The sequence below is a fragment of the Pseudomonas sp. 3JA genome, from assembly GCF_036961705.1.
GTDB lineage: Bacteria > Pseudomonadota > Gammaproteobacteria > Pseudomonadales > Pseudomonadaceae > Aquipseudomonas > Aquipseudomonas fluorescens_Q.
The window spans coordinates 68665-91493 of sequence record NZ_JBAMDJ010000029.1; the positions used below are offsets into that span (position 1 = coordinate 68665).

The window sequence follows — 22829 nt, forward strand, 5'->3', positions numbered from 1 at the left end:
CCCCCTCTGCCATAGAGACTTGATTGCGGGGAGGGGTTCATTCCCTCCCCAAGATTCTCAGTCAGTGCAGCACAGCCGTGCCAGCGAGGCATGGCGGTTTTCCCCAAAGGAATAGGGCGTAAGGCACAGGGATTGGAGATTTCCCAACGCCGAAAAGCACGCTTCAGACGAATGACAGACGGAAATCCCTGCGCCGCTTCCGGAGAATCTGCTACAAGGCATCTTCTGTTTCGAGTTGCGAATTGCGTCGATGCCTTTACCTTTATTCTCTCGCCTTCGGCGGCGCTGGCTGGCCTTCCTTGTCCTGAGCGCAATGGTGGTCGGGCTGCCGGTGGGCTGTGCAGTGCTGCAACATAAGGAACGCGAGCTGGTCTTTCGCATCGAACCGGGGACGGCGAGCTGGTTCAGTGGGCTTCCCAGCGGCGTGCAGGAATTCGATCTCAAGCCCAAAAGTTTCAAGGCCGGGGAAAATATCCACGGCTGGTGGTGGCCGGCCGAACGCAAGAACGCACCGACGATCCTGTACTTGCACGGTGTGCGTTGGAATTTGACCGGCCAGTTGTTTCGTATCCAGCAACTGAGGGCGCTGGGTTATTCGGTGCTGGCTATCGATTATCGTGGCTTTGGCAAAAGCCATGGGGATCTGCCGTCGGAAGCCAGCGTCTATGAGGATGCACGCATCGCTTGGGAACGCCTCAAGGTACTGCAACCGGACCCGGCCCTGCGGCTGATCTACGGTCATTCTCTGGGCGGTGCCGTCGCGGTGGACCTCGCTGCGCAGTTGGGTCAGGAGGCCGCGAAGAATGGCGCGGCCCAGGTCCGCGGCCTGATCATCGAATCCACGTTCACCTCCCTGGGCGATGTCGCCACCGCGATGGCAAATACGTCCCTGCCGGTGCGCTGGCTGTTGTCGCAGAAATTCGACTCTATCGACAAAATAGGCGAGATCAACATGCCGCTGCTGGTGGTCCATGGTTCTGCCGATCGTTACGTCCCGCCGCGCTTCAGCGAGCAACTGTTCAACGCCGCCCGGGAGCCCAAGCGCCTGCTGCTGGTGCCGGGGGCGACGCATAACAACAGCATGAGCCTGGCGGGCAAAAACTACGGGCAGGCATTGAATGCCCTGATGAAAAGCCCACCATCGCCCGTGGCCGGAAACGCCTTGGCCAGCCCGGCCAAAGCGGGCTGATCACTCGCCCTTCAGATCACCACAATCCCCAGTGGGAGCCGAGCTTGCTCGCGATAGCGGTGCAAGCGCACGCAAAAAAAAACGGCACCTTTCGGTGCCGTTCGTTTTCACGCTTGGGGCTTTACTTGCGTGCTGCCTCCCACGATTTCAACAGCTCGGTGTAGCTCACTGTTTCACCTTTAGGCTTCTCGTTCGCCAGTTTCGGCTTCGGTGCGCCCGGTTGGTCGAACCAGTATTGCGCGTCGCGCTCGGGGTTCATTTTCGGGGCGCAGGTGGCTTGGGCCTTGGAGCGTTCCAGGCGCGTCATGATCGCATCCTGGTCCTTGGCCAAGCCATCGAGGGCCTGCTGCGGGGTCTTCTCGCCACTGGCGGCTTCGGCGATGTGGCTCCACCACAGCTGAGCCAGGCGCGGGTAGTCCGGCACGTTGGTCCCGGTCGGGGTCCATTGCACGCGGGCCGGGCTGCGGTAGAACTCCACCAGGCCACCGAGTTTCGGCGCCAGGTCGGTCAACGCCTGGGAGTTGATGTCCGACTCACGAATCGGCGTCAAGCCAACGATGGTTTTCTTCAGCGACACGGTCTTGGACGTCACGAACTGCGCATAGAGCCAGGCCGCGAGCTTCTGCTTCTCCGGCGTGGACTTCATGAACGTCCAGGAACCCACGTCCTGATACCCCAGCTTCATGCCCTCTTCCCAATACGGGCCGCGTGGCGAAGGTGCCATGCGCCATTTCGGCGTGCCATCGGCGTTCACCACCGGCAGGCCCGGCTTGGTCATGTCGGCGGTGAAAGCGGTGTACCAGAAAATCTGCTGGGCGATGTTGCCTTGGGACGGCACCGGGCCGGACTCGGAGAAGGTCATGCCCGCTGCTTCCGGCGGTGCGTATTTCTTCATCCAATCCACATACTTGGTGGTCGCGAACACAGCCGCGGGACCGTTGGTGTCGCCGCCACGGGTCACGCTGGAACCGACCGGATGGCAATCCTCGACACGAATGCCCCACTCGTCCACTGGCAAACCGTTGGGCAGGCCCTTGTCGCCGCCGCCGGCCATGGAGAACCAGGCATCGGTGAAGCGCCAACCCAGGGACGGGTCTTTCTTGCCGTAGTCCATGTGACCATAGACGCGCTTGCCGTCGATTTCCTTGACGTCTTCGGAGAAGAACTTGGCAATGTCCTCATAGGCCGACCAGTTCACCGGCACGCCCAGCTCGTAGCCGTATTTCTCCTTGAACTTGGCCTTCAGGTCCGCACGCTCGAACCAGTCAGCGCGGAACCAGTACAGGTTGGCGAATTGCTGGTCGGGCAGTTGATAGACCTTGCCGTCCGGCGCGGTGGTGAAGGAGATACCGATGAAGTCCTTGAGGTCCAGGGTCGGCGAGGTGAAGTCCTTGCCTTCATTGGCCATCAGGTCGGTGATCGATTCGGTCTTGCCATAGCGGAAGTGCGTACCGATCAAGTCCGAGTCGTTGACCCAGCCATCATAGATATTCTTGTCCGACTGCATCTGGGTCTGCAGCTTCTCCACCACGTCGCCTTCCTGGAGCAGGTCGTGGGTCAGCTGGATCCCGGTAATTTCGCTGAAGGCCTTGGCCAACACCTTGGATTCATATTCGTGGGTGGCGATGGTTTCCGACACCACGTTGATTTTCATCCCGCGAAACGGCTGGGCGGCCTTGATGAACCATTTGAGTTCTTCGAGCTGCTGCTCGGCTGTCAAGGTAGACGGCTTGAATTCACTGCCGATCCACTTTTTAGCGGCGTCTTCATAGGCGTCGGCCCAGGCCGCAGCACTCAGCCCGCTGAGTGCCAGCATGGCTGCCAATGAAACGCTATGTCGCAGCTTATTGTTTTTATCGAACATAGAGACCTCCTGTTTGGGTTTAAGAGCCTGATCGTCGAATTGTCGCGATTAGCCCCACCGCATCACTGCCAACAGCCACACCACAGACAACGCGAACGCTATCCAGATGCTCCAGTCGGTAACGCCAATCACCAGCAGATGCAGGTAGGCGCTACCGAGAAGACCGATAAACAACCGATCGCCACGGGTGGTGGCAATCGGCAGGAAACCACGCCGAGGGATACTCGGCGAACGCAATTCCCACGTGGTCATGCCTGCCAGCAGCAAGGCGATGACCCCAAAGAACGCCGCCGTGGGGGCGGTCCAGTTCATCCATTCCATCATCGACTCCTCAGACCCGGCCCAGGGCAAAGCCCTTGGCCACGTGGTTGCGAACGAACCAGATCACCAGCATGCCCGGCAGGATGGTCAACACCCCCGCCGCCGCCAGCACGCCCCAGTCGATACCGGACGCCGACACCGTACGGGTCATGACCGCCGCGATCGGCTTGGCATTCACCGAGGTGAGCGTGCGCGCCAGCAACAGCTCTACCCAGGAAAACATGAAGCAGAAGAACGCCGTGACGCCAATGCCGGAGCCGATCAACGGAATGAAGATCTTGGCGAAGAACTTGGGGAAACTGTAGCCGTCAATGTAGGCGGTCTCGTCAATTTCTTTCGGCACCCCGGACATGAAGCCTTCGAGGATCCACACCGCCAATGGCACGTTGAACAGGCAGTGGGCCAGGGCCACGGCGATGTGGGTGTCGAACAACCCGATGGACGAATACAGCTGGAAGAACGGCAACAGGAACACCGCCGGTGGCGCCATGCGGTTGGTGAGCAGCCAGAAGAACAGGTGCTTGTCCCCCAGGAACCGATAGCGGGAAAACGCATAGGCGGCCGGCAACGCGACGCCCAGGGAGATCACCGTGTTCAGGCTCACGTAGTACAGCGAGTTCAAGTAACCGGTGTACCAGCTCGGGTCGGTGAAGATCACCTTGTAGTTGTGGAAGGTGAAATCCTGCGGCCACAGGGTCAGGCTGCCGAGGATCTCGGTGTTGCTCTTGAACGACATGTTCAGCAGCCAGTAGATGGGCACCAGCAGGAACAGGATGTAGATCAGCAGGGGTATCAGCTTTCTCTTGCTCATCGTGCGGGCCTCAACGGTTGGCGTCGGAGTGCGTCATGGCGGTGTAGAACAGCCAGGACACCAACAGAATGATCAGGAAATACACCAGGGAAAACGCCGCCGCCGGGCCCAGGTCGAATTGGCCGATGGCCATCTGCGTCAGGGTCTGGCTGAGGAACGTGGTGGCGTTGCCCGGCCCGCCGCCAGTGAGTACGAACGGCTCGGTGTAGATCATGAAACTGTCCATGAAACGCAGCATCACCGCGATCAGCAGCACGCTTTTCATCTTCGGCAACTGGATGTGACGGAACACGGCCCAGTTCGACGCCCGGTCGATCCGCGCGGCCTGGTAGTACACGTCGGGAATCGCCCGCAGCCCCGAATAGCACAGCAGCGCCACCAGCGACGTCCAGTGCCAGACATCCATCACCAGCACGGTCACCCAGGCGTCCATGGTGTTGGCCGCATAGTTGTAGTTGATGCCCAGGCCGTTGAGGGTCGAGCCCAGCAAACCGATGTCGGCGCGGCCGAAAATCTGCCAGATGGTGCCCACCACGTTCCACGGGATCAGCAGTGGGATCGCGAGGATGATCAACACCAGGGACGACCATTTGCCCTTGGTCGGCATGGTCAGGGCGATGGCGATGCCCAGAGGGATTTCAATCAGCAGCACGCACGCCGAGTAGATGAACTGGCGCAGCAGCGAATCGTGCAGCCGTGGATCGAGCAGCACCTGCTTGTACCAGTCGGCGCCGACGAAGTAGCGGCTGGACTGGTCGAAGATGTCCTGCACCGAATAGTTGACCACCGTCATCATCGGGATCACGGCACTGAAGGCCACCAGCAGGAACACCGGCAGTACCAGCCACCACGCCTTGTTGTTCTGCACCTTGTTCATGGCTGCACCTCGCTCAACGGCTCCAGCAGGTATTCATCGGCATAGACCATCAGCCATTGGGCCGGAAAACTGATGTACGCCGTGCCTTCCGGCACCGGCTTGTCTTCGGCCAGGCGGACCTTCAGGGGTGCGCCATCGAGGTTGAGGGTCAGGATCTTGTAGGTGCCCAGGTCTTCGACATGGACCACGTCAGCCTGCATCGCGTCGTCGTAAGGGCCATCCCAGACATGCACGAACTCGGGACGGATACCGACCTTCAGGCTTTTACCTTCGGCTTCGGCGACCCGCCGTTGCAAGGTTTCCGACAGCGGCAAGTGCGTCGAGGCGAAGCCGACGCCACCGGGCTGTGCCGTGACCTCGATCAGGTTCATCCCCGGGCTGCCGATGAAGTAGCCGACAAAGGTGTGGCTCGGGCGCTCGAACAAATCCCGGGGCGTGCCGAACTGCACGATCTGGCCGCCGTACATCACCGCGATCTTGTCGGCGAACGTCGAGGCTTCCAACTGGTCGTGGGTGACGTAGACCATGGTGATGTTGAACTGCTCATGGATCTGCTTGAGCTTGCGCCGCAGTTTCCATTTCAGGTGCGGGTCGATCACGGTCAGTGGCTCGTCGAACAGGATCGCCGACACATCGTCGCGCACCAGCCCGCGGCCCATGGAGACTTTCTGTTTTTCGTCGGCGGTCAGGTTGCGGGCCTTTTTGTCCAGCAGGTTCTGCAGGTCCAGGACCTCGGCGATTTCCTGGACCTTGGTGTGGATCCTGGCCTCGGCCATGCCCTGGTTACGCAGCGGGAACGCCAGGTTGTCGAACACGGTCATGGTGTCGTACACCACCGGGAACTGGAACACCTGGGCGATGTTGCGCCGCTCCGGGGTCAGGTCGTTGACGACTTTGCTGTCGAACATCACCTGCCCTTCGGAGGGGCTGAGCAGTCCGGAAATGATGTTGAGCAAGGTGGACTTGCCGCAGCCCGAAGGTCCGAGCAGCGCATAGGCGCCGCCCTGCTCCCAGATGTGGTTCATCTCGCGGATCGCGTAGTCCTCGGGGCCCGCCGGGGTGCTGGTGTAGCTGTGGGCGAGGTTCTGCAAACGAATTTCGGCCATCAGGCAACCCTCGCGATACGCTGCCCTGGGGCTTGGACCAGCTTGCCCTGGGCGTCGAAGACAAACAGTTTATGGGTCGGAATGTAGATGCGGATCGGCGCATCCACGTCGTACTCATGCACTCCTGGCAAGTGCAGCACCAGCAGGAAATGTTCATTGCGCACGTGCAGGAAGGTCTCCGAGCCACTGATCTCGGCCACCTCGACGGTCACCGCCAGTTCGAGGTCGTCGTCGTTGCTCGGCACCAGGGAAATATGGCTGGGGCGCACGCCGAAACGGAACTCACCCTCGCCCACCGGGCGCAGGTCGACATTCAGCGGAAAGTGCACGAAATTGGCGAAGCTGACTTCGTTGCCGGCGATACGACCCGGCATGAGGTTGATCGGCGGTTCGGAAAACAACTCGGCGGCCAGCACGGTATGCGGCTGGTGATACACAGAGGACGATTTGCCGCTCTGGATCACCCGGCCCTCATGCAGGATCGTGGTGGTGCCACCCAGGGCCAACGCCTCGTTGGGCTCGGTGGTGGCGTAGACAGCGATGGTATGGCGGGCCTGGAACAGCTCGCGCATTTCCTGGCGCAGCTCTTCACGCAGCTTGTAGTCCAGGTTCACCAGTGGCTCGTCGAACAGGATCAGTTCGGCGTCCTTGACCAAGGCCCGGGCCATGGCCGTGCGCTGCTGCTGGCCGCCGGACAATTCCAGCGGATGGCGCTGCAGGAATTTCTCGATGCGCAGCATCCTGGCGGTTTCCAGCACCTTGCTCTGGATCACCTCGTTGGACACACCGGCCTGGCGCAACGGCGAGGCGATGTTTTCGAAAACAGTCATGGTCGGGTAGTTGATGAACTGCTGGTAAACCATCGACACATTGCGCAGCCGCACCGGGCGGTGGGTGACGTCGACGCCGTTCATCAGGATGCGGCCGCTGTCGGGCTTGTCCAGACCGGCCATCAGGCGCATGAGACTGGTCTTGCCGGACAGCGTACGGCCCAACAGGACGTTGAAGGATCCGGGTTCGAAACTCAGATTGGCATCGTCGATCCAGGTCTGGCCTTCGACGGTGCGACAGATGTGCTCAAGCTTTAATGACATGGCTCGGCCTTTTTATTATTGGAGTCAAGCGACCCGAGTTAGAAAGCGAAAGCCGTGCCAGAAATGACAAGCCGCTGATCTGGCTTGTTTTTTTCAGAAAACTTGAGAAAGCCACGTTCGCAGATGAACACAAGTGAACAGCCACGACTGAACAACTGAACAACTCACGGGTTGACAATGAACAATTTTGAACAACACTGAAAGAACGTTTTCGGCTAGCCTGGCCATGCCCTTGTGGGAGCTTGCTCGCTCCCACAAGGGCTTGTGTATGAAGTGGTATTCAGGCCTGCCCCAGCACAAGGAGTCTGTGCGAGACTTGCCACAACAATAAAAACAGCTCCTGCGAGAGTGCCCCATGGCCGCACCTGCTCCAGCCTTGTCCCACGAGGCCATCATCCAGGCCTCCTGGTCCCGTTGCCGCGCCTTCGGCCTGAACCATCAAAGCGTGCCGGCCTTCGACCAGTTGCCCGCCCAAGGCATCGCCCAGTTGCTGGAGAGCCAGCATTCGCTGGTGCAGACCACCCACCAGGAAGTCTTGCCGTACTACGAAAACATCCTGAGCAACTCCAACTGCCTGATCATGCTGGCCGACAACCAGGGCCAAGTGCTGACCTCCTGGGGCACCCAGCGTTTCATCGAGCCGAAACTGGCCCATGGCTTCAGCGCCGGGGCGAGCTGGATGGAACGCTGCACCGGCACCAACGCCATCGGCACCGCGCTGGCCTGCGAACAGGCGGTGCACATCGAACACGATGAACACTTCCTCAAGGCCAACCGCTTCATGACCGGCTCGGCCGCGCCGATCTTCGATGCCGAGCGCAAGGTCATCGCCGTGCTCGACGTCTCCAGCGACAGCTACCTGCCGCCCTCCCACACCCTGGGCATGGTCAAGATGATGAGCCAGACCGTGGAGAACCGGCTGATCCTCAACCTGTTTCGCGGTGAACACTTCCAACTGACCTTCAACACCGGCCTGAACAACCTCGACAGCCAATGGGCCGGACTGCTGATCTTCGATGAGAGCGGCCAGGTCCTGTCCGCCAACCGTCGGGCCGACAACCTGCTGGGCCTGAGCCTGTCGCGGGTCAGCATCGAAAGCCTGTTCAAGGTTTCGCTGCTGGAGTTGCTGAACCAACCCGACGGCCTGCCATTCGCCCTGCAAGCATCCGGTAGCAACCGTTTCCAGTGCTTGCTCAGGCGCCCAAGCCAGGTGTCGATCAAGGCTCGCGTGTTCACCGAAACAGCACCTGCGCCGGCCCCCGCCAGCAACGCCATCAGCCTCAACACCCTGCACTTCGGTGACAGCCGCGTGGAGAAAGCCGTGCGCCAGGCCGAGCGCTTGCTGGAGAAGGACATTCCGCTGCTGATCCACGGCGAGACCGGTGTCGGCAAGGAAGTCTTCGTCAAAGCGCTGCACCAGGCCAGTTCACGCTGCAAGCAGCCGTTCATTGCCGTCAACTGCGCAGCGATCCCCGCCGAGTTGGTGGAGTCGGAACTGTTCGGCTACGAAAAAGGCGCCTTCACCGGTGCCAACCAGAAAGGCAGCATCGGCCTGATCCGCAAGGCCGACCGGGGTACGTTGTTCCTCGACGAGATCGGCGACATGCCCCTGCCAACCCAGGCCCGGCTGCTGCGGGTCTTGCAGGAACGTTGCGTACAGCCGGTGGGCAGCGCCGAGCTGTTCCCAGTGGACATCCGCATCATCTCCGCCACCAACCGCTCGCTGCGTGAACAGGTGCAACTGGGGCGGTTTCGCGAAGACTTGTACTACCGCATCGGCGGCCTGACGCTGGAGCTGCCACCGCTGCGCGAACGCAGCGACAAACAGGCCCTGTTCAAACGCCTCTGGGAACACCACCGCGAACCGACCCAATGGGCCGGCCTGAGCCGCGAGGTACTGGACCTGTTCGAACGCCATCCATGGCCGGGCAACCTGCGACAGGTCAGCAGCGTGCTGCAAGTGGCCCTGGCGATGGCCGAGGAACAGCCGATCCGCCCGGAACACCTGCCCGACGACTTCTTTGTCGACCTTGAAATGGAACCGGTGGAAACGCCTGAGCCGCTGACGGTGGACCTGAACGATGCCGAGGACCTGAACCGTCAGTTGCAGGCAGTGGGCGGGAACATTTCACACCTGGCGCGACGGCTGGGCGTCAGCCGCAATACCTTGTACAAACGGCTGCGGCAACTTGAAAGCTGATACGAAACCTGTGGGAGTGGGTGGGCTTGCTCTTGTTGATTGAGTACATATCCATTGCTGCGGTAACGGCCACTTAGGGTTCCGCCCTGACGGCGGGTCACTTTCGAAAATCCGGAAGCCGGCCCAGGCGAAAGTAACCAAAGCGCTTTTACCCCACCACTCGGCACCTCGCCTAGGCTCGGTGTGCCCTCACTCCGGCATTGCTCCGTGGGCCCGCCGCGAAGGGCCATCCATGGCCCAGCGCGGCTATCCCGGCATCCATGCCGGGATGCCCACTACGCAATACCTGCGTTCGGCCATCGTGGTTAACGGGGCGCCGAGATCAACGTCCACCGCGAGGCGCGCCTGACAGCCGGCCTGGCTCTCCCAGTCATACTCCAATCCAGTTGTGGGAGCGAGCTTGCTCGCGAAGGCGTCGGCACAGCCAACATCATCGCTAGCTGACCCACCGCTTTCGCGAGCAAGCCCACTCCCACAGGTGTGTTGCTTAACTGATTGGCATTACTCCGACTTAGTCGAACGCACCATTGAGCACTTCATAGATGATGCCAGTGGCAATCGCCACCAGGATCAGGTCCGTGCCGACCTGTTGCCACTCATAACCGTCATAGTGCGGCAACCGCCCCAGCAGTCGCCCATCGAGCTTTTTGGCGATACCGGGTGGCAACGGCTTGCCTCGTGCAAGATTTTTCTGGATGCCTGGCGGCAACGCCGGGCCGGGGCTCCAGTAATCGCGATAGCCGCCAATCACACCCAGAATGCCGCTGCGGTCGAGGCTCGGGCCGTTATGCCAATCGCCGCCGCCACCACCTTGGTTGCCTTTGCCGCCCTGGTTGCCCTTGTTGCCGGGATTGCCTTGACCGCCCTTGTTACCCTGCCCGCCTTTACCTCCCTGTCCATGACCGGGGCCTTGATCGAATTGAGCATTTCCCTTGCCGTTGCCCGGGTCCGCGACAACAATGCCAGGGCCAGCCGCCAGGGCGAAACACGTCACTGCAGCAATCAACGAGCGCGATTTGAACATGGCAGTTCTCTCAAAAAAGGGATGTCCCCTGTAAAGATATAGAGACTAACGGTGATATTAGTTCCATATCACACTGCGCGCCGCTTGCCTGGACCGGATGCACCTGAACACAGCAATCAAGGAGTTTCATGCGCAAGGATTACCTGGCTTTTTTCGTCTCGATGTTCCTCTCCCGGTTGGCCGACCAGATTCTGCTGTTCATCGTCCCGCTGATTGTTTTCCAGACCACCAACAGCGTCTCCTGGGCAGGCCTGGCGTTCTTCGTCGAGTCCCTGCCACGCTACCTGTCGTTCCCGATCTGCGGCGCGCTGTGCGACAAGTTCTCGCCGATTCGCATCCTGCACATCAGCCAGGTCTATCGCGCCGTCGCCTGCGGGGTGGCGGTCGTGCTCCATGGCGTCTTCGGCGGGATCTATTGGATCGTCGCGCTCTCGGCCCTGTGCGGCGTGCTGACCACCCAGGGCATCATGGCCCGCGAAGTGGTGATGCCGTACATCTTCAAGCACTACACCTACACCAAGACCCTGTCCTACTCGCAAATAGCCGACCAGACCGGCTTGGTGCTGGGCCCGCTGATCGCTGCGCTGCTGCTTGAGGTGTGGGCGTGGCACTGGGTGGTACTAGCGATTGCCGGGCTGTTCCTGCTGGCAGACCTGGCGATGCTGTATTGGCAACGCATCAGTTCGGTCACCCTGGAAACCTTCGAGCAGCATCATGACCTCTGGCTGAACCCGCTGCGCATTGCCTTCGGCCACATCCGCAACCTGGCAGAACTGAAAAAAATCATCAGCCTGGCAGTGGGCGTCAACCTGATCATCGGCGTCACCCTCGCCACCTCGGCGGCCATGGTCATCGGCCATTACGGCGCCGGCAAGGATGACTACGCAGGCTTACAGGCAGCCGGTGCCGTGACCACCATCCTCATTCTGTTCCTCCTCGCCCGGCTGACCCTGCCCTTGAAACTGCTGGGCGCCCTCTCCTACACGCTGATTGCCGTCGGCGCCTTCATCACTGCGCTCAGCCCGAACACAGGGGGCTACGTCGTCGGTTTCTTGCTGATTGTCGGTTTCGACAAAATGTTCAACGTCTACTTCCGCACCCTCCGCCAGCAAGTCATTCCGCCCCAGGACTTCGGCAAGACCGTCGGCGTCATCACGCTGCTCAACAACCTGTCGCAACCACTCGCAGGCCTACTGGTCGCGGTGCTGGCCGCGCCTATTGGAACGCAGCAGGTGATTCTGCTGCTGGCGGTGGCCACCAGCCTGATCGGAGCCGGGGTGGTTGTGGTGCACAGGTATTCGACACACCGGTCAAGCATCTACAGCGCCGAGACCGACTGACCCTGCCGGGGAGCGGTTTGTATTATCAGTGACTTATTGTTGAGGCATGGTTGCAACGTTGCCGCCGTCAATGCACGTCTGCCCCGCCATTCGTCACCTGTCCAGTGGCGGAGCCAACAGGCGGCCACGTCTGGCTCAGGGCTTGCACTGACTTGTCTCAGCAGCCAAGAACGACGTAATTCTGACGCGGCGGCAAATTAATCAATGCTTGGTCAGCAAACGGAGATGTACCGTGTCAACTCTCAACGAAATCGCAGCGAATCACGCGAGAATGGCAAAGTTAAAGGAAGAAGAGTCGATGCGGCTGAGTGCGCTTCAGGGGCAGGTGGTGGGGAGTTTTGAAATTCCACCCATCGAGGCGCCACAGGAGATGTCGCTGCACTTTATGACGGGTGTACAGGATCACTCGTTTGGGGAAGCGGCGGCGCTGAGTTTTTGACCTGGGTGTTGATGGGGTTTCGTCGCTCGCTTGTTCGCGGGCGACTCGACCATTCAGAACTGCCTGGCTAAAGCCGCTGCAAGTATGCCGGCCGCAATTGCCGGCAACGGTTTTTTCAGTATCAGCATGACGATCGCCGTAGTCAGCAAAGCCAGGCGTGCGCCGTTATCACCTTTAACCGCCAGCGGAGCCAACACCGCCACCAACACCGAACCGGACATGGCCGTGATGAATTGTTGCACCCGATAGTTGATCGGCACGAACGACATCACGAAAACACCGCCCCACCGAGTCGCCAATGTCACCGCGGCCATTATCAATATGACAATCAGGGTGCCGTAACCCGCCGTTTCAATGCTCATTGTGTTTTCTCCATCCACAGCGCACCCAGAATGCCCCCCGCCAAAGCGCCGACCACGACATGACTGTTCGCCGGCAAGTACCAGTAAGCCAACAGCGATGAGCAGGCCGCCACGGTCCAGATAATGAACATGCGCAGGTTTTTCTTCCCGCCCACGACCATCGCCAACAAGAAACAGCCCATCACCATATCGAGCCCGAAACTGACCGGGTTCTCAATGGCGCTGCCGAAATGAAGTCCCAGCCAACTGCCCAGGATCCACGCGACCCAGAGCGCAATGCCGCCGCCGAATAAAAGCCCGAGCCCCGGCTTGCCACGACCGAGCGCCTGCATCGCCATGGCCCAGTTGGCGTCCGAAACAACCAGCATGACACCGTAGCGTTTGGCAACGGGCAGCTCCCGCAGCCACGGGTAAAGCGTCGCGCCCATCAACAAGTGCCGGGCGTTGATAGCGAAGACGGTGATCATCAGGGGAACGACCGGCACTTGCTGCCCCCACAGATCCAGTGCGGCAAATTGAGAAGCGCCGGCAAAAACCAGCGTGCTCATGAGCACGGCTGACGTATCACTCAAGCCCGTTTGCGCAGCCGCCAGGCCGAAAGCAACGCCGAACACGACGACGAAAAGAGAGATTGGGATCAGCTGTTTGAAACCGTCATAGATGTGATTCAACGTCAGCGCGTGCAACTGGGGTTCAACATTCGACAAAACAGGGCCTCATCTGGATATCTACGGTGCAAAAACCGAGAGTATGGGGCTGAATCTGCTTGCCGAACACTTTTTGGCGGGGCTATGGGTAACTCAACCCACCGAGATCAGGTCATAGGACAGCTTGCTGATCAGAATCACCAGCAGCACCAGGAACAACGCGCGGACAAAGGGCACTCCCTTGCGCACCGCCAGCCAGGTGCCGGTCAGCGCGCCGAGGATATTGAACAGCGCCATCGGCAGCGCTACCAAGTAGAGCACGTTGCCGCTCGGGATAAAGAACAGCAGCGCCGCGACATTGGTGGCGATATTCACCAGCTTGGCCGACGCCGAGGCGTGCAGGAAGTCGAAGGCGAAGCAGCGAATGAACAGGAAGATCAGGAAGCTGCCGGTGCCTGGTCCGAACAAACCGTCGTAGAAACCGATGGCGCCACCGACCAGCACCGCCAGCAGCTTCTCCTTGGTGCCAATGCGCATGGGCTTGTGCAGGCTGCCGAAGTCCTTTTTCCAGAAGGTGTAGATCGCCATCAGCACGATTAGCACCAATACCGCCGGGCGCATCACGGCCTGCGGCACGAGCGATACCGTCGCCGCGCCAGCGAAGGCCATGACAAAGGCCGCGCCGGCGGCAGGAACCACCAGGCTCCAGTCGATCACCACCTTGCGCACGAACGAGCGCGCGGCAAAGGCCGTGCCGCAGGCCGCCGCGACCTTGTTGGTGCCGAGCAGGGCGGCGGGCTGGGCGCCGGGCAGCACATTGAACAGTGCCGGGATCTGGATCAGGCCACCGCCGCCGACGGCTGCATCGATCAGGCCGGCGGCGAAGGCGAAGACACATAGCAGGACGATATCGAACATTGGATCAGGCTCTGGCGATAAAGGGGTGGGTGGCCGAAAACGGGAGCAGGCGCTTGCGGTCGTTGACGCCGAAGACCCGCAGCATCCAGCGGTCCAGGCCGTCGTAGCGCGGCGCGAAGCCATCGCGTGCGTGCAGGGTCTGCTGGTTCTTGAAGATCAGCATGTCGCCGGGCTGCAGCAGTACCGAGCGGACCACGTCGGGGTGATTGGCGGCGGCGGCGAACAGTTGCAGGGCCAGTCGCGAGTGCTCGCAGTGAGCGCTGATGCTGGCCATGTTGTAGCGACAGTGCAGGCCGCCGCTGCTGGGCCGGTAGAGCAGCGGGACTTGTTCCAGGACCGTGTCCTGGCGGGCGAACGAGTCCGGCCGGCGGACCGAAAAGCTCGGGCGCAGCAGCTCCTGCTCGACGAAGTCCGGCAGCATGTTGAGCACGTCGGCAATCGCGACGATCCGCGTCGGCACCGTCAGCTCGCAGCGCAAGCCGGTCAGGCTCAGGTACTCGGGGCAGGCAGACAACTGCTGCACGGCCTCGCAACTGAGCGGCAGGTGTGGATTGTCGACATGCATGCCCAGGTCCAGGCGCGAGCCGTAAGAACTCCTCTCGGTTTCCCGCTGCTGCTTGGGCGAGACATGGCGAAATATGCTGTCCTCGCTCTCGCCCTGGTAGCCCACCGGGCAGGTGCCGAGCACGGCGAGTACCGCGAGGATCGCCCCGGCGACCACCGGCAGTTCGGCGATATCCGGGTTGCCACCGTAGGGCGTCGCCGGCAACTGCGCGTCGACCGGCAGGCCACGGATCACCAGCGCCACCTCGTCGCAGTGCTGGAAATCACGCAGCAAGCGGGATTTTTCCGGAGCCAGCAGTTGTTCCAGGCAGCGTCCGAGGGCGGGCATCTGCCGCAGGCCGCTGGCGCTGTCGCCGATCGCGAAATGCCTGAGTTCGTTGTGGAGTTTTCTTTTTTCTTCGTAGGAAAGCTGTAATTCGACCAAAGGCTTTTCTGTCGAGAGGGGGGCTTTTGGCACCAGCCATTCGTGGGTCGCTTCGCCCGCAAGGGCGGTTGCTTTTCTGAGCGTTTCATCCAGCGTTGACATATCCATCGCTCCTGTCTACCTACGTCCTTGTGCTGAGAACGGGAAGGCTAACGGAAGGGGCTTTTTTGTGTTGCAATGTCATATTGTGAAAAGTGCAATGAGGTAGCCGGTGGCACTGGATATGTTGGCTGATCTTGAAGCCTTTGCGACGGTGGCCCGCAAGCGCAGCTTTGTCGTCGCAGCCCGCAGCCTGGGGCGCTCCCCCAGCTCGCTGACCCGCGTCATTCAAGGGCTGGAAGAACGCAGTGGGGTCAAGCTGTTCAATCGCTCGGCCAATGCCGTGACGCTGACCGAGGCCGGCGAGCGGCTACTGCCCCACGCCCACAGAATGCTCGATCTGCAACGTGAGGCGGACGAGGACCTGGCCGGGCTCAGCGGCCTGGCCACCGGCTGGATCCGCTTTTCCGCACCGCAATCCTTGGCCCACACGGTGGTCCCCCAGTTGATCACCCAGTACAGCCAGCGTTATCCCGATGTCAGCGTGGATGTGATCTTTACCGATGCGGCGGTCGATCCGGTCGAGGGCAAGCTGGACTTTTCGATTCGCGGCGCCTTCCCACAATCCAGCGACCTGATCGGCTACCCGCTGTGGAGCTATTCGCGCTACCTCTATGCCAGCCCTGGCTACTTGGAGCGATGCGGGCTGCCGACATCCATCGAGGCGCTGGAACAGCACGCATTGATCCTGCACACGGCGCCGCGGATTCTCAAGGAATGGAATTTTCGTGGGCCGGGCCAGGCCGGCAGCTTTCGCGTGCACCCCAAGTTTCGCTTCAGTTCCGGCACGGCGGTGTTCCAGGCTGCGCTGGCCGGTGCCGGGATTGCCCGCCTGGCCGACTGGCTGGCGGAGCCGGAAGTGGCTGCGGGACGCCTGGTGCGGGTGTTCCCTGAGTACAAGCTAACCTCCAGCACGGGTGAAGACCCGCGCATGCATGCGGTCTATCCAGCCGGCAACCTGCCGCTGCGGGTCAAGAACCTGCTGGACATGATCCGTGTCTACGGTGACCGCGTCAGCCGCTCCTGAAGGTCAACCGTCTAGTTGTGCTGCTCTGTTCTCGACCTGCTGCTCCCGATCCGGATTCAGCACACCGGGGGCCCCATTGAAAAAATAGGGTGAAGCACGTCACAGACCAGGCGACCGTTCCAGCGGCCAGTGCGGAATGTTCCACACCAAGGCCCATAAAACGGCAAAATAAACACCTCAGGCGACTCACTCGCGCCCTTCGTCAAAGATCAAAGCAATCAATGCGCTAGAAACAGCGCACAGGATTTCTTGGAAGAAAGAAAAATTACTAATGGAAAGCAGGAGCCTTGCAAAATGAGCACAACTGAACAAGTACAAAGCACGGGTAAATACAGCGCCAAGTGGCAGGAACGCTTTGACTTCTTTGAAACCTATGGCGCACCAAACGACCCGCGCTATAAGGAAGCCGTCAAGACGCTGCCAGGCGTCAAGAAGAAAATCCTCATCAACGCCAACGTGATTGCTTTTTTCTTTGGCCCTATCTACCTGTTCGTCCTCGGCCTCTGGAAGAAAAACCTCGCCCTGCTGGGTATTTTCCTGGCGATCAATATCGCGTTGAGCGTGATTTTCGCGATCCTCGGCATGGAGTTTCCGCGGCCGTTGAGTACAGGCCTGAGCATCGCCATGTCGATGATGTACGCACTCATGGCCAACTACGCCTACTACCTCAAGGAAGTGAAAGGCGAGCAAGGCTGGAACCCGTTCAAAGGCATGCGTCTCTGATTGCAGGCTTGGGTCATCGAGAGCCCGCGCCTCATCATGAGTGTGCGGGCTTGTTGTTTCTGAGGATTAAAAATTCTTGGGAAGGAGTATCAGCCGACGCTCAACTGCCCCGCTGAGCTGAATGTTGTTTTTTTACACCATTTTTAGTCTTTCGCTCAAAATAGGCGTGAACAAACCACAGTGCCAGGGCAAACCCGGCAAAGCCAAAAATGAATAGCAGCACCTCTATTGCAGCACCTTCATGAGAAAACATTGTGTTCACCTCATCCTTAAGTCGGTTGACCGAAAATTGCCACGCCTGAATTTTCTCGTAACAATCCAAACATTTTCAGGGTAGTCGCCAACAACCTGAGTGGCAACCCTTGACCCGGCATAAACCCCCGGTCTAGACGAGTCGCCGACCAATGACACCCTGCCCCGGCGCGCCAATGTGCGGTTTCATAGCGGTCGATCTACGCGCCGAAGCGACAAGGGCATTACCAAGGCCCGAGCCCGAATGGAGAGACAACCCACGCCAGACGCAATGCAGAGGTTTATAAACTCTTCTGATCAATCCCAGCCCATCCGAGCGATTGAGAAAACGACTCGTCCAAGACTACTTCCTGGGTCGGAGACACGTTTTTATCGATACCAATCGTCCTGAATCTTAAAACGCTGCCCCTGAGCATCTGTTTAAGAATTGCCTTGGCTTTGTCCCCTCCAGTCACTGCGCAACCACCCAATATTTTGTGAATATTCAAACCCTGCGCCTGGGCTTGTCTTGTGAGCTCCGAACGTGGCCTCAACACATATTCCAGAGATGGCTTCTCCAAGATCACAGGGGTCTCCTGAGACGAGATTGTCCATACCTCGTTCTGATCAATCCATATTTGAGCCGTTACGATCGGAATCCGAACATCTCCATTGGACATCAGTCCGACATAGATCTCCTCGCCCTCTTTACGTACAACTGGAAATATGTTCGAAGTATTAAGAAACGAGTTACCCGCTGTGTAGTTTCCAGTCGTGACGATCAAACTGGTTCTTTTGGGCAATACTTCGCTCTCACTGGATATTTTCCAGGCGGGCCCCGTCGTGCACCCGCTCAGAATCGCGATTGCGATCGCAACGACCACAGTCCGTTTCATACGGTCTCCTAAACCCAATTGTCGTAACGATTAAGCAGAATATTATCCATCTGCCTAAGGCTGATTTCCCGGCCGAGTTCTTCTTCAAACAGGCTACGCACGTGTATGTAGAAGCCTACGTAGGTTGGGTAATTTTTTGACATGCCCGCCGTGGTCGGAGCGAAAACCAGCCCCTCCTCATCCGCGATCCACTTCAACGCTTCCCTGGCTCGCGAATCAACCATTGGAAACAAAGTCGGATAATGGAAGTGCAGATACTTCGAAGCGAAGCTGCTTGCGTCCTTGTTTGTGACGGCACTGATGGCCTCGCAGAGTCGAGAATGCACCTTATTCACGGCGGTACAGACAGATCCGGCAAGCCTTTCCCCGACTGGAAGAAGGGACGCTTGCAAACCTACGTCTGAGCTGCAAATAGATTGAGCCAACCGCGAATAGAAGCCTCCTGTGGAGCCCTCATAGCCATCCTCCTCATCCTTGGTGCGACGCTCGACCGATGCCGCCAGGCTGCGCCCAATGATCAGCGCCTTTGAAGCCACCTGCGCATGATCGGTATGGCTGGGATTTTCTTGCACGAAGTTGTAGAGCGCTTTGTTGGCCGGTATGAATATGCCACACCCCTGCTCCGTGCCGATAAACTCGTCAGTCAGATAATGGCGTTTTTCTTTTTGTAAAAATTGCATGCGTCTCTCCTTAGGTGAGCGCTAATCATGCCACTTAATCGCCACTACCTGGAGAGCTGCTGCCTTTCGAACGTAACCGCCCGGCCCCCCACCTTGCGCCGGGAGGCTAACCCTTTCTTGGTGTAGCCTTTGCCGGACGATACTTTTCTACAGCAGGGAGAGCTGATGAAATTCCACCCACTTCGATTAGAAGCTCGAGACTTAAGCCTGGCCCTTTTTGCCGTCAGCCTCAATCCCTTCCAATTCATACCACTGACTCAGCGGGCGCTAGAGACAGAACCCTGATCAGCCTGCGCCGAAAGCGGAACATCAAACACTCGATCGAACCCCCATTGAAAAACCAGCGCGTAAAAAAAGAAAAACACGAACAACCCCAGGTTGGTCACCAGCGCCAGCCACAGGCTGATGCCCAACCATGCGCCAATCACTGGAGTGAGGATCAACGTCAAGCCGCCTTCAAATCCCAGGGAGTGAAGCAGCCGTCGCTGCCAGTTGCGATGGCGACTGGGTTGGCGGCGCTCCCACCACTCGAACAGGCCGTTGAAAAGCATGTTCCAAGCCAGCGCGACGGCAGAAATCACCAGCGACAGCAGAGTTGAATAACCTATCCCTTGTTCGTAGGTCAGCGCGAGCGCCGGGGACACGAACAGCACACCGCCGGCTTCGTAGAGGATGGCCTGAAGGATTTTACGGGGCGTGCCTTGCATCGCTGAGCTCCTGGAGTGAGGTGGGAGACCACAGCCTGGCAAGTTGAGCACCCGCGCACAATTGAGCTAAATTGAGCCACGCTCAACCTGAGTAACCTGCCCGCCCATGTTCGCCAAACTGCCCCTCACCGCCTTGCGTGGCTTCGAGTCTGCCGCACGGCTAGGCAGCTTCAAGGCAGCAGCCCTGGAACTGAATGTCAGCCCGGCGGCGATCTCCCATCAGGTCAAAAGCCTTGAAGCCTTCCTTGGCGTTCGGCTGTTCGAACGCTCTAGCCAAAGCGTGCGCCTGAGCGCCGACGGCGAGCGCCTTCACCCTTACATGCACCGCGCCCTGCTCGATATCCAGCAGGGCCTGCAGATGCTGTCGCCATCGTGTGCCGCGCAGTCCCTGGTGGTGAGCACAACGCCGGCGTTCGCCAGCCTGTGGCTGATCCCTCGGCTCGGGGATTTTCATCGGTTACACCCGGAGATCGACGTCAGGCTGCACAGCAGCAACGACGTGGTGGACCTGCGACGAGACGCCAGCATCGACCTGGCGATACGCGCCCTCTTCAGGCCGGACCCACAGCTGTTCGAACAGCCGCTGTTGGATGAGCACTTTGGCGTTTATTGCCGCCCCGGTTGGCAACCACCCGCGGCGGGCTCACCCGTCGAACTGATCGACGTGCCATGGCTGAGCAGCGCAAACGTTGCAGTCGACTGGCCTGCATGGTGCGCCAAGGCCGGCACCCTGGGCTGGCTGGAGAACGCGCGTTTTCGGCGTTATGACGAGGAACAGCACGCCCTGCAGGCGGCGATCGCCGGGCACGGGCTAGTGCTTGCCAGCAATGTGTTGGTTGCTGAGGCTGTTGCGCGTGGGGAGCTGGTTGAATATCGCCCTGAGGTTCGCTTGGCGGGTGCGCGGTATACCGTGGTGTGCGTGCCGGGGCGGGAGCGGCAGGTGGCGGTGCGAGGGTTTAGTGAGTGGTTGTTGGGGCGGAGTAACGGCTGAATGAGCAATGACCGTGGAGTTCGCACCCAGGAAAGGAAGCCAAGAAATATCAGGTAGAAGAAGCTCGAGAATTTCTCCAGCGGGCAGGAGTTGAACTATGAACAGCATGACCTATAAGGGCTACAAAGCTCGTGTTGAGTTTGATGAGCGTGACGACATCTTCGTCGGTCGAGTTCTGGGAGTACGTGACATCATCAGCTTTCACGCCGACTCTGTGACAGAGCTGCACGCCGAATTTGCTAGTGCAATCGAGGATTATTTGGCGGACTGTCGAACAAGGAGTCAGCCCCGAGAAGCCTGCCTCTGGAAAGGTGATGCTGCGCATTCGTCCTGAAGTGCATGCTGCCGCGACCATTGCAGCCCAAGCTGCCGGCAAGAGCCTTAACCAATGGGCCGACGAGGTGTTTGAGCGCGCAGCACACGCCTGACAGAAAAAAACGAGGACAGACCACGATTTAAGTTTACCTGTAATCGGCCCGTCTCATAATCGTGGTCTGCCTTCGTTTTTTGAATCTGTGGCCGTCCGAGCGTAACTGCCCCCCCGTGACGCCTGTAGCGCGGAAGAACAGAGGAAATCGCCGACCCTTTCCTTCCGCCCGTTTAGGGAAGAGTCGGATTCGCAGCGAAATCCGTAGGGATATTGAGAAAGGAATGCCAAGCATCTACAGCATCATGATGCCGCTGGGCAGCATCCTCCCAAAAAGGACCGGATACCTCTTTCGCAGAAACCAGCATCATCATTTTTATCGTCGCAGCGTCTAGCTCTTTGAGAAGCTCATGGGATGTGGCCCTGAATTCTTCGAACGACGTCATTCCATTTACCTCGGGCGGGGTTCACCGCAATTGAGAAACACATATTTCTCTATGAGCGGAGTCCCCCGGGCGACAGCAATTCCAAAAGGTCGGACCGCCGGTAAATTCATTTCGTAGCCGCCTTTAACCGGCTCCGGGCGACCTATAAGTCGCCCGTCTTCATTATTCCGCCGCCTACGCCCGCAGTCGTCTCCCAATCACATCATGACATCACAACCATCACGTAACGATGTGGTCAGCAATTTACAAAAATCCGTCAGCACCACCGTGTCGATTGATGATCATCGCGACCGCTTGCACCGGAGAGATCAGAGCTGTGTCTATGCAAAACGTAGCTTCATCCCACGGCTCATATTCGTGATCCAGTACCGACTGCCAGGTGGGTGGCGTCAGCCCGGGAATATCAACCCTCCTTGTTTCGACCCGACGCCGATGTTCATCTTTATCGGAGCAAATCACTTGGATGTTTGCCAATCGACAACTCGCCTGTGAGGCTATTTCGCTCCACGCGATTCGGCTTTCGAGGACGGGATTGACACAATCAACGATGACTGTGCGGCCCAAACGGAGATTACTCCGCGCAAGCTCATTGGCGACCATGTAACCACTGCACCCCACATCTTGCGCAAGAACACCCGAGTTTCGAATCGCCTGTTCAATCGTATCGATCCGCAGGTACACAGCGCCTGTCGTAGCGGCGAGATCATTGGCGATAGTCGTTTTTCCGGTGCCGGGAAGGCCGCTGAAGACGATGAGCATTCCATGTCCTTCGATTAATGAACTAATCCAGTGTAGGCGGCAGCCGGTTATGCGGCAGCGATTGGTCGATCTCACTCGCTCGCCACGTCGACAGCTGGATCAACATTTCTTTAATGGAACCAGGGGCACCACGATTTTAAAACTCGTACTGAACGCAATCTTTCACATTCCTTTCACAGCCGAGCGCCTATGGTCATCTCAGCTCCTAGTGAAACCCTTTCAGCCCGGCCTCCCCAGTCGGGCTTTTCTTTGCGTGCCAAAGGTAGGTCGACGCCTAGAAACCGGTGACAATCCACGATGTTGAGTTTATCTGTAATCAGTCCGTCCCATAATCGTGGTTTTCTCCCGCTTTCCCCTGGGGCTAAAGCACTGCCACTTCCAGCTTTGGCCAGTTAAATTTGTAGTTGAAAGGAGGCAGCTCGAAATGCTGGGCCAAATAGAGGGCCAACATCTCCCCTTCTTTTGCATAGGCGGCTGTCTTATCGAGAGTCGGACACCAGCTAACCCAAAGTGTGTCCAAAGGGAAAACGGTTTCGAAAGAGGCGTAATTAAACCGCCAGCCCGCCATATGCCCTGAGACTCCGGGATTCCTTGCGCAGCGCACAAACGCAGCAAGACGCCGCCGTAAATTGTCCGATTCGCCAATAGTCAAGATACCGTGCTCGTCGGAACCGACAGCTCGGCGAATCTCGTGGTCTGCACAGATTATGTAGGCGCCGGGTG

General features: G+C 59.1%; 27 protein-coding genes and 1 pseudogene. 10 read left to right on the forward strand and 18 right to left on the reverse strand.

Annotated features, from left to right (window positions below; translation table 11 throughout):
* Positions 1-250 precede the first annotated feature (250 nt).
* Entirely contained in the window at positions 251-1189 is a 939-nt protein-coding gene (locus V7773_RS21270; protein WP_336074990.1) for an alpha/beta hydrolase, read from the forward strand.
* A 121-nt stretch (positions 1190-1310) separates the two neighbouring features.
* On the opposite strand, the gene V7773_RS21275 is transcribed toward V7773_RS21270, so the two are convergent.
* From V7773_RS21275 to V7773_RS21300, 6 genes are read right to left on the reverse strand one after another with little or no spacing between them, the layout of a single operon-like run.
* Entirely contained in the window at positions 1311-3053 is a 1743-nt protein-coding gene (locus tag V7773_RS21275) for an ABC transporter substrate-binding protein (protein WP_063320348.1), read from the reverse strand.
* A 48-nt stretch (positions 3054-3101) separates the two neighbouring features.
* A complete protein-coding gene (locus tag V7773_RS21280; protein WP_063320347.1) occupies positions 3102-3374 on the reverse strand; it encodes a DUF2160 domain-containing protein in 273 nt (90 codons plus the stop codon).
* Positions 3375-3384: 10 nt separating this feature from the next.
* Positions 3385-4185: a carbohydrate ABC transporter permease gene (locus V7773_RS21285; RefSeq protein ID WP_063320346.1), complete on the reverse strand. Its 801-nt coding sequence runs from the start codon at positions 4183-4185 to the stop codon at positions 3385-3387.
* 10 nt (positions 4186-4195) lie between these two features.
* On the reverse strand, positions 4196-5062 hold the full coding sequence (locus tag V7773_RS21290) for a carbohydrate ABC transporter permease (RefSeq protein ID WP_030142069.1): 867 nt from the start codon (positions 5060-5062) through the stop codon (positions 4196-4198).
* Entirely contained in the window at positions 5059-6168 is a 1110-nt protein-coding gene (locus tag V7773_RS21295; RefSeq protein WP_336074992.1) for an ABC transporter ATP-binding protein, read from the reverse strand. Before V7773_RS21295 ends, V7773_RS21290 begins: the two co-directional genes overlap by 4 nt.
* The gene (locus V7773_RS21300; protein WP_336074994.1) at positions 6168-7262 is read right to left on the reverse strand and encodes an ABC transporter ATP-binding protein; all 1095 of its coding nucleotides are present in this window, start codon (positions 7260-7262) and stop codon (positions 6168-6170) included. The genes V7773_RS21295 and V7773_RS21300 overlap by 1 nt, the downstream gene beginning before the upstream one ends.
* Positions 7263-7617: 355 nt before the next feature.
* Here V7773_RS21300 and V7773_RS21305 point away from each other — a divergent pair, with 355 nt between their 5' ends.
* Together V7773_RS21305 and V7773_RS30540 are read left to right on the forward strand one after the other, a co-directional pair.
* Positions 7618-9462 (forward strand): sigma-54-dependent Fis family transcriptional regulator, encoded by a 1845-nt coding sequence (locus V7773_RS21305; RefSeq protein ID WP_018608201.1) that lies wholly within the window; start codon positions 7618-7620, stop codon positions 9460-9462.
* A 388-nt stretch (positions 9463-9850) separates the two neighbouring features.
* Positions 9851-9943: pseudogene (locus V7773_RS30540) on the forward strand (metal ABC transporter ATP-binding protein); the annotation flags it as partial.
* A 30-nt stretch (positions 9944-9973) separates the two neighbouring features.
* Here V7773_RS30540 and V7773_RS21310 read toward each other — a convergent pair.
* Entirely contained in the window at positions 9974-10486 is a 513-nt protein-coding gene (locus V7773_RS21310) for an anti-virulence regulator CigR family protein (protein WP_063320343.1), read from the reverse strand.
* Between the two features lie 128 nt (positions 10487-10614).
* On the opposite strand from V7773_RS21310, the gene V7773_RS21315 reads away from it, so the two are divergent.
* Both V7773_RS21315 and V7773_RS21320 read left to right on the forward strand, forming a co-directional pair.
* The gene (locus V7773_RS21315) at positions 10615-11826 is read left to right on the forward strand and encodes an MFS transporter (protein WP_063320342.1); all 1212 of its coding nucleotides are present in this window, start codon (positions 10615-10617) and stop codon (positions 11824-11826) included.
* A 232-nt stretch (positions 11827-12058) separates the two neighbouring features.
* Positions 12059-12265, forward strand: coding sequence for a hypothetical protein (locus V7773_RS21320; protein WP_027912993.1), 207 nt, complete (start codon positions 12059-12061; stop codon positions 12263-12265).
* 53 nt (positions 12266-12318) lie between these two features.
* Here the strand turns inward: V7773_RS21320 and V7773_RS21325 are convergent, their stop codons facing one another.
* The 4 genes from V7773_RS21325 to V7773_RS21340 form a co-directional block, all read right to left on the reverse strand.
* Positions 12319-12627 (reverse strand): AzlD family protein, encoded by a 309-nt coding sequence (locus tag V7773_RS21325; RefSeq protein ID WP_063320341.1) that lies wholly within the window; start codon positions 12625-12627, stop codon positions 12319-12321.
* Positions 12624-13334: an AzlC family ABC transporter permease gene (locus V7773_RS21330; RefSeq protein ID WP_336074997.1), complete on the reverse strand. Its 711-nt coding sequence runs from the start codon at positions 13332-13334 to the stop codon at positions 12624-12626. Before V7773_RS21330 ends, V7773_RS21325 begins: the two co-directional genes overlap by 4 nt.
* A 93-nt stretch (positions 13335-13427) precedes the next feature.
* Complete coding sequence (locus tag V7773_RS21335) at positions 13428-14192, reverse strand: sulfite exporter TauE/SafE family protein (RefSeq protein WP_072339857.1); 765 nt, start codon at positions 14190-14192, stop codon at positions 13428-13430.
* 4 nt (positions 14193-14196) lie between these two features.
* Positions 14197-15282 (reverse strand): TauD/TfdA family dioxygenase, encoded by a 1086-nt coding sequence (locus V7773_RS21340; RefSeq protein ID WP_092149325.1) that lies wholly within the window; start codon positions 15280-15282, stop codon positions 14197-14199.
* 109 nt (positions 15283-15391) lie between these two features.
* Between V7773_RS21340 and V7773_RS21345 the strand changes: the two genes are divergently transcribed.
* Together V7773_RS21345 and V7773_RS21350 are read left to right on the forward strand one after the other, a co-directional pair.
* Positions 15392-16306 (forward strand): LysR family transcriptional regulator, encoded by a 915-nt coding sequence (locus tag V7773_RS21345; RefSeq protein WP_092347437.1) that lies wholly within the window; start codon positions 15392-15394, stop codon positions 16304-16306.
* A 294-nt stretch (positions 16307-16600) separates the two neighbouring features.
* Positions 16601-17029: a DUF2628 domain-containing protein gene (locus tag V7773_RS21350; protein WP_072339863.1), complete on the forward strand. Its 429-nt coding sequence runs from the start codon at positions 16601-16603 to the stop codon at positions 17027-17029.
* Positions 17030-17129: 100 nt separating this feature from the next.
* Here the strand turns inward: V7773_RS21350 and V7773_RS21355 are convergent, their stop codons facing one another.
* The 4 genes from V7773_RS21355 to V7773_RS21370 all read right to left on the reverse strand — a co-directional run bounded on the left by V7773_RS21355 (position 17130) and on the right by V7773_RS21370 (position 19543).
* Entirely contained in the window at positions 17130-17282 is a 153-nt protein-coding gene (locus V7773_RS21355) for a hypothetical protein (protein WP_175456252.1), read from the reverse strand.
* A gap of 280 nt (positions 17283-17562) precedes the next feature.
* On the reverse strand, positions 17563-18156 hold the full coding sequence (locus V7773_RS21360) for a hypothetical protein (protein WP_336074999.1): 594 nt from the start codon (positions 18154-18156) through the stop codon (positions 17563-17565).
* An 8-nt stretch (positions 18157-18164) separates the two neighbouring features.
* The gene (locus tag V7773_RS21365; protein WP_336075001.1) at positions 18165-18836 is read right to left on the reverse strand and encodes a hypothetical protein; all 672 of its coding nucleotides are present in this window, start codon (positions 18834-18836) and stop codon (positions 18165-18167) included.
* A 257-nt stretch (positions 18837-19093) separates the two neighbouring features.
* Positions 19094-19543 (reverse strand): PACE efflux transporter, encoded by a 450-nt coding sequence (locus V7773_RS21370; protein WP_336075004.1) that lies wholly within the window; start codon positions 19541-19543, stop codon positions 19094-19096.
* A 106-nt stretch (positions 19544-19649) separates the two neighbouring features.
* On the opposite strand from V7773_RS21370, the gene V7773_RS21375 reads away from it, so the two are divergent.
* The 3 genes from V7773_RS21375 (at position 19650) to V7773_RS30545 (ending at position 20962) form a co-directional block, all read left to right on the forward strand.
* Positions 19650-20534, forward strand: coding sequence for a LysR substrate-binding domain-containing protein (locus V7773_RS21375; RefSeq protein WP_336075006.1), 885 nt, complete (start codon positions 19650-19652; stop codon positions 20532-20534).
* 97 nt (positions 20535-20631) lie between these two features.
* The gene (locus tag V7773_RS21380; protein WP_442963494.1) at positions 20632-20868 is read left to right on the forward strand and encodes a type II toxin-antitoxin system HicB family antitoxin; all 237 of its coding nucleotides are present in this window, start codon (positions 20632-20634) and stop codon (positions 20866-20868) included.
* A complete protein-coding gene (locus V7773_RS30545; protein WP_442963495.1) occupies positions 20849-20962 on the forward strand; it encodes a toxin-antitoxin system HicB family antitoxin in 114 nt (37 codons plus the stop codon). Before V7773_RS21380 ends, V7773_RS30545 begins: the two co-directional genes overlap by 20 nt.
* A 172-nt stretch (positions 20963-21134) precedes the next feature.
* Here V7773_RS30545 and V7773_RS21385 read toward each other — a convergent pair whose 3' ends face one another.
* The 3 genes from V7773_RS21385 to V7773_RS21395 form a co-directional block, all read right to left on the reverse strand.
* Positions 21135-21347, reverse strand: coding sequence for a hypothetical protein (locus tag V7773_RS21385; RefSeq protein ID WP_063320332.1), 213 nt, complete (start codon positions 21345-21347; stop codon positions 21135-21137).
* A 243-nt stretch (positions 21348-21590) separates the two neighbouring features.
* Entirely contained in the window at positions 21591-22106 is a 516-nt protein-coding gene (locus V7773_RS21390; protein ID WP_336075009.1) for an AAA family ATPase, read from the reverse strand.
* Positions 22107-22467: 361 nt separating this feature from the next.
* On the reverse strand, positions 22468-22829 hold a 362-nt coding region (locus V7773_RS21395), incomplete at its 5' end, for a hypothetical protein (protein ID WP_336075012.1).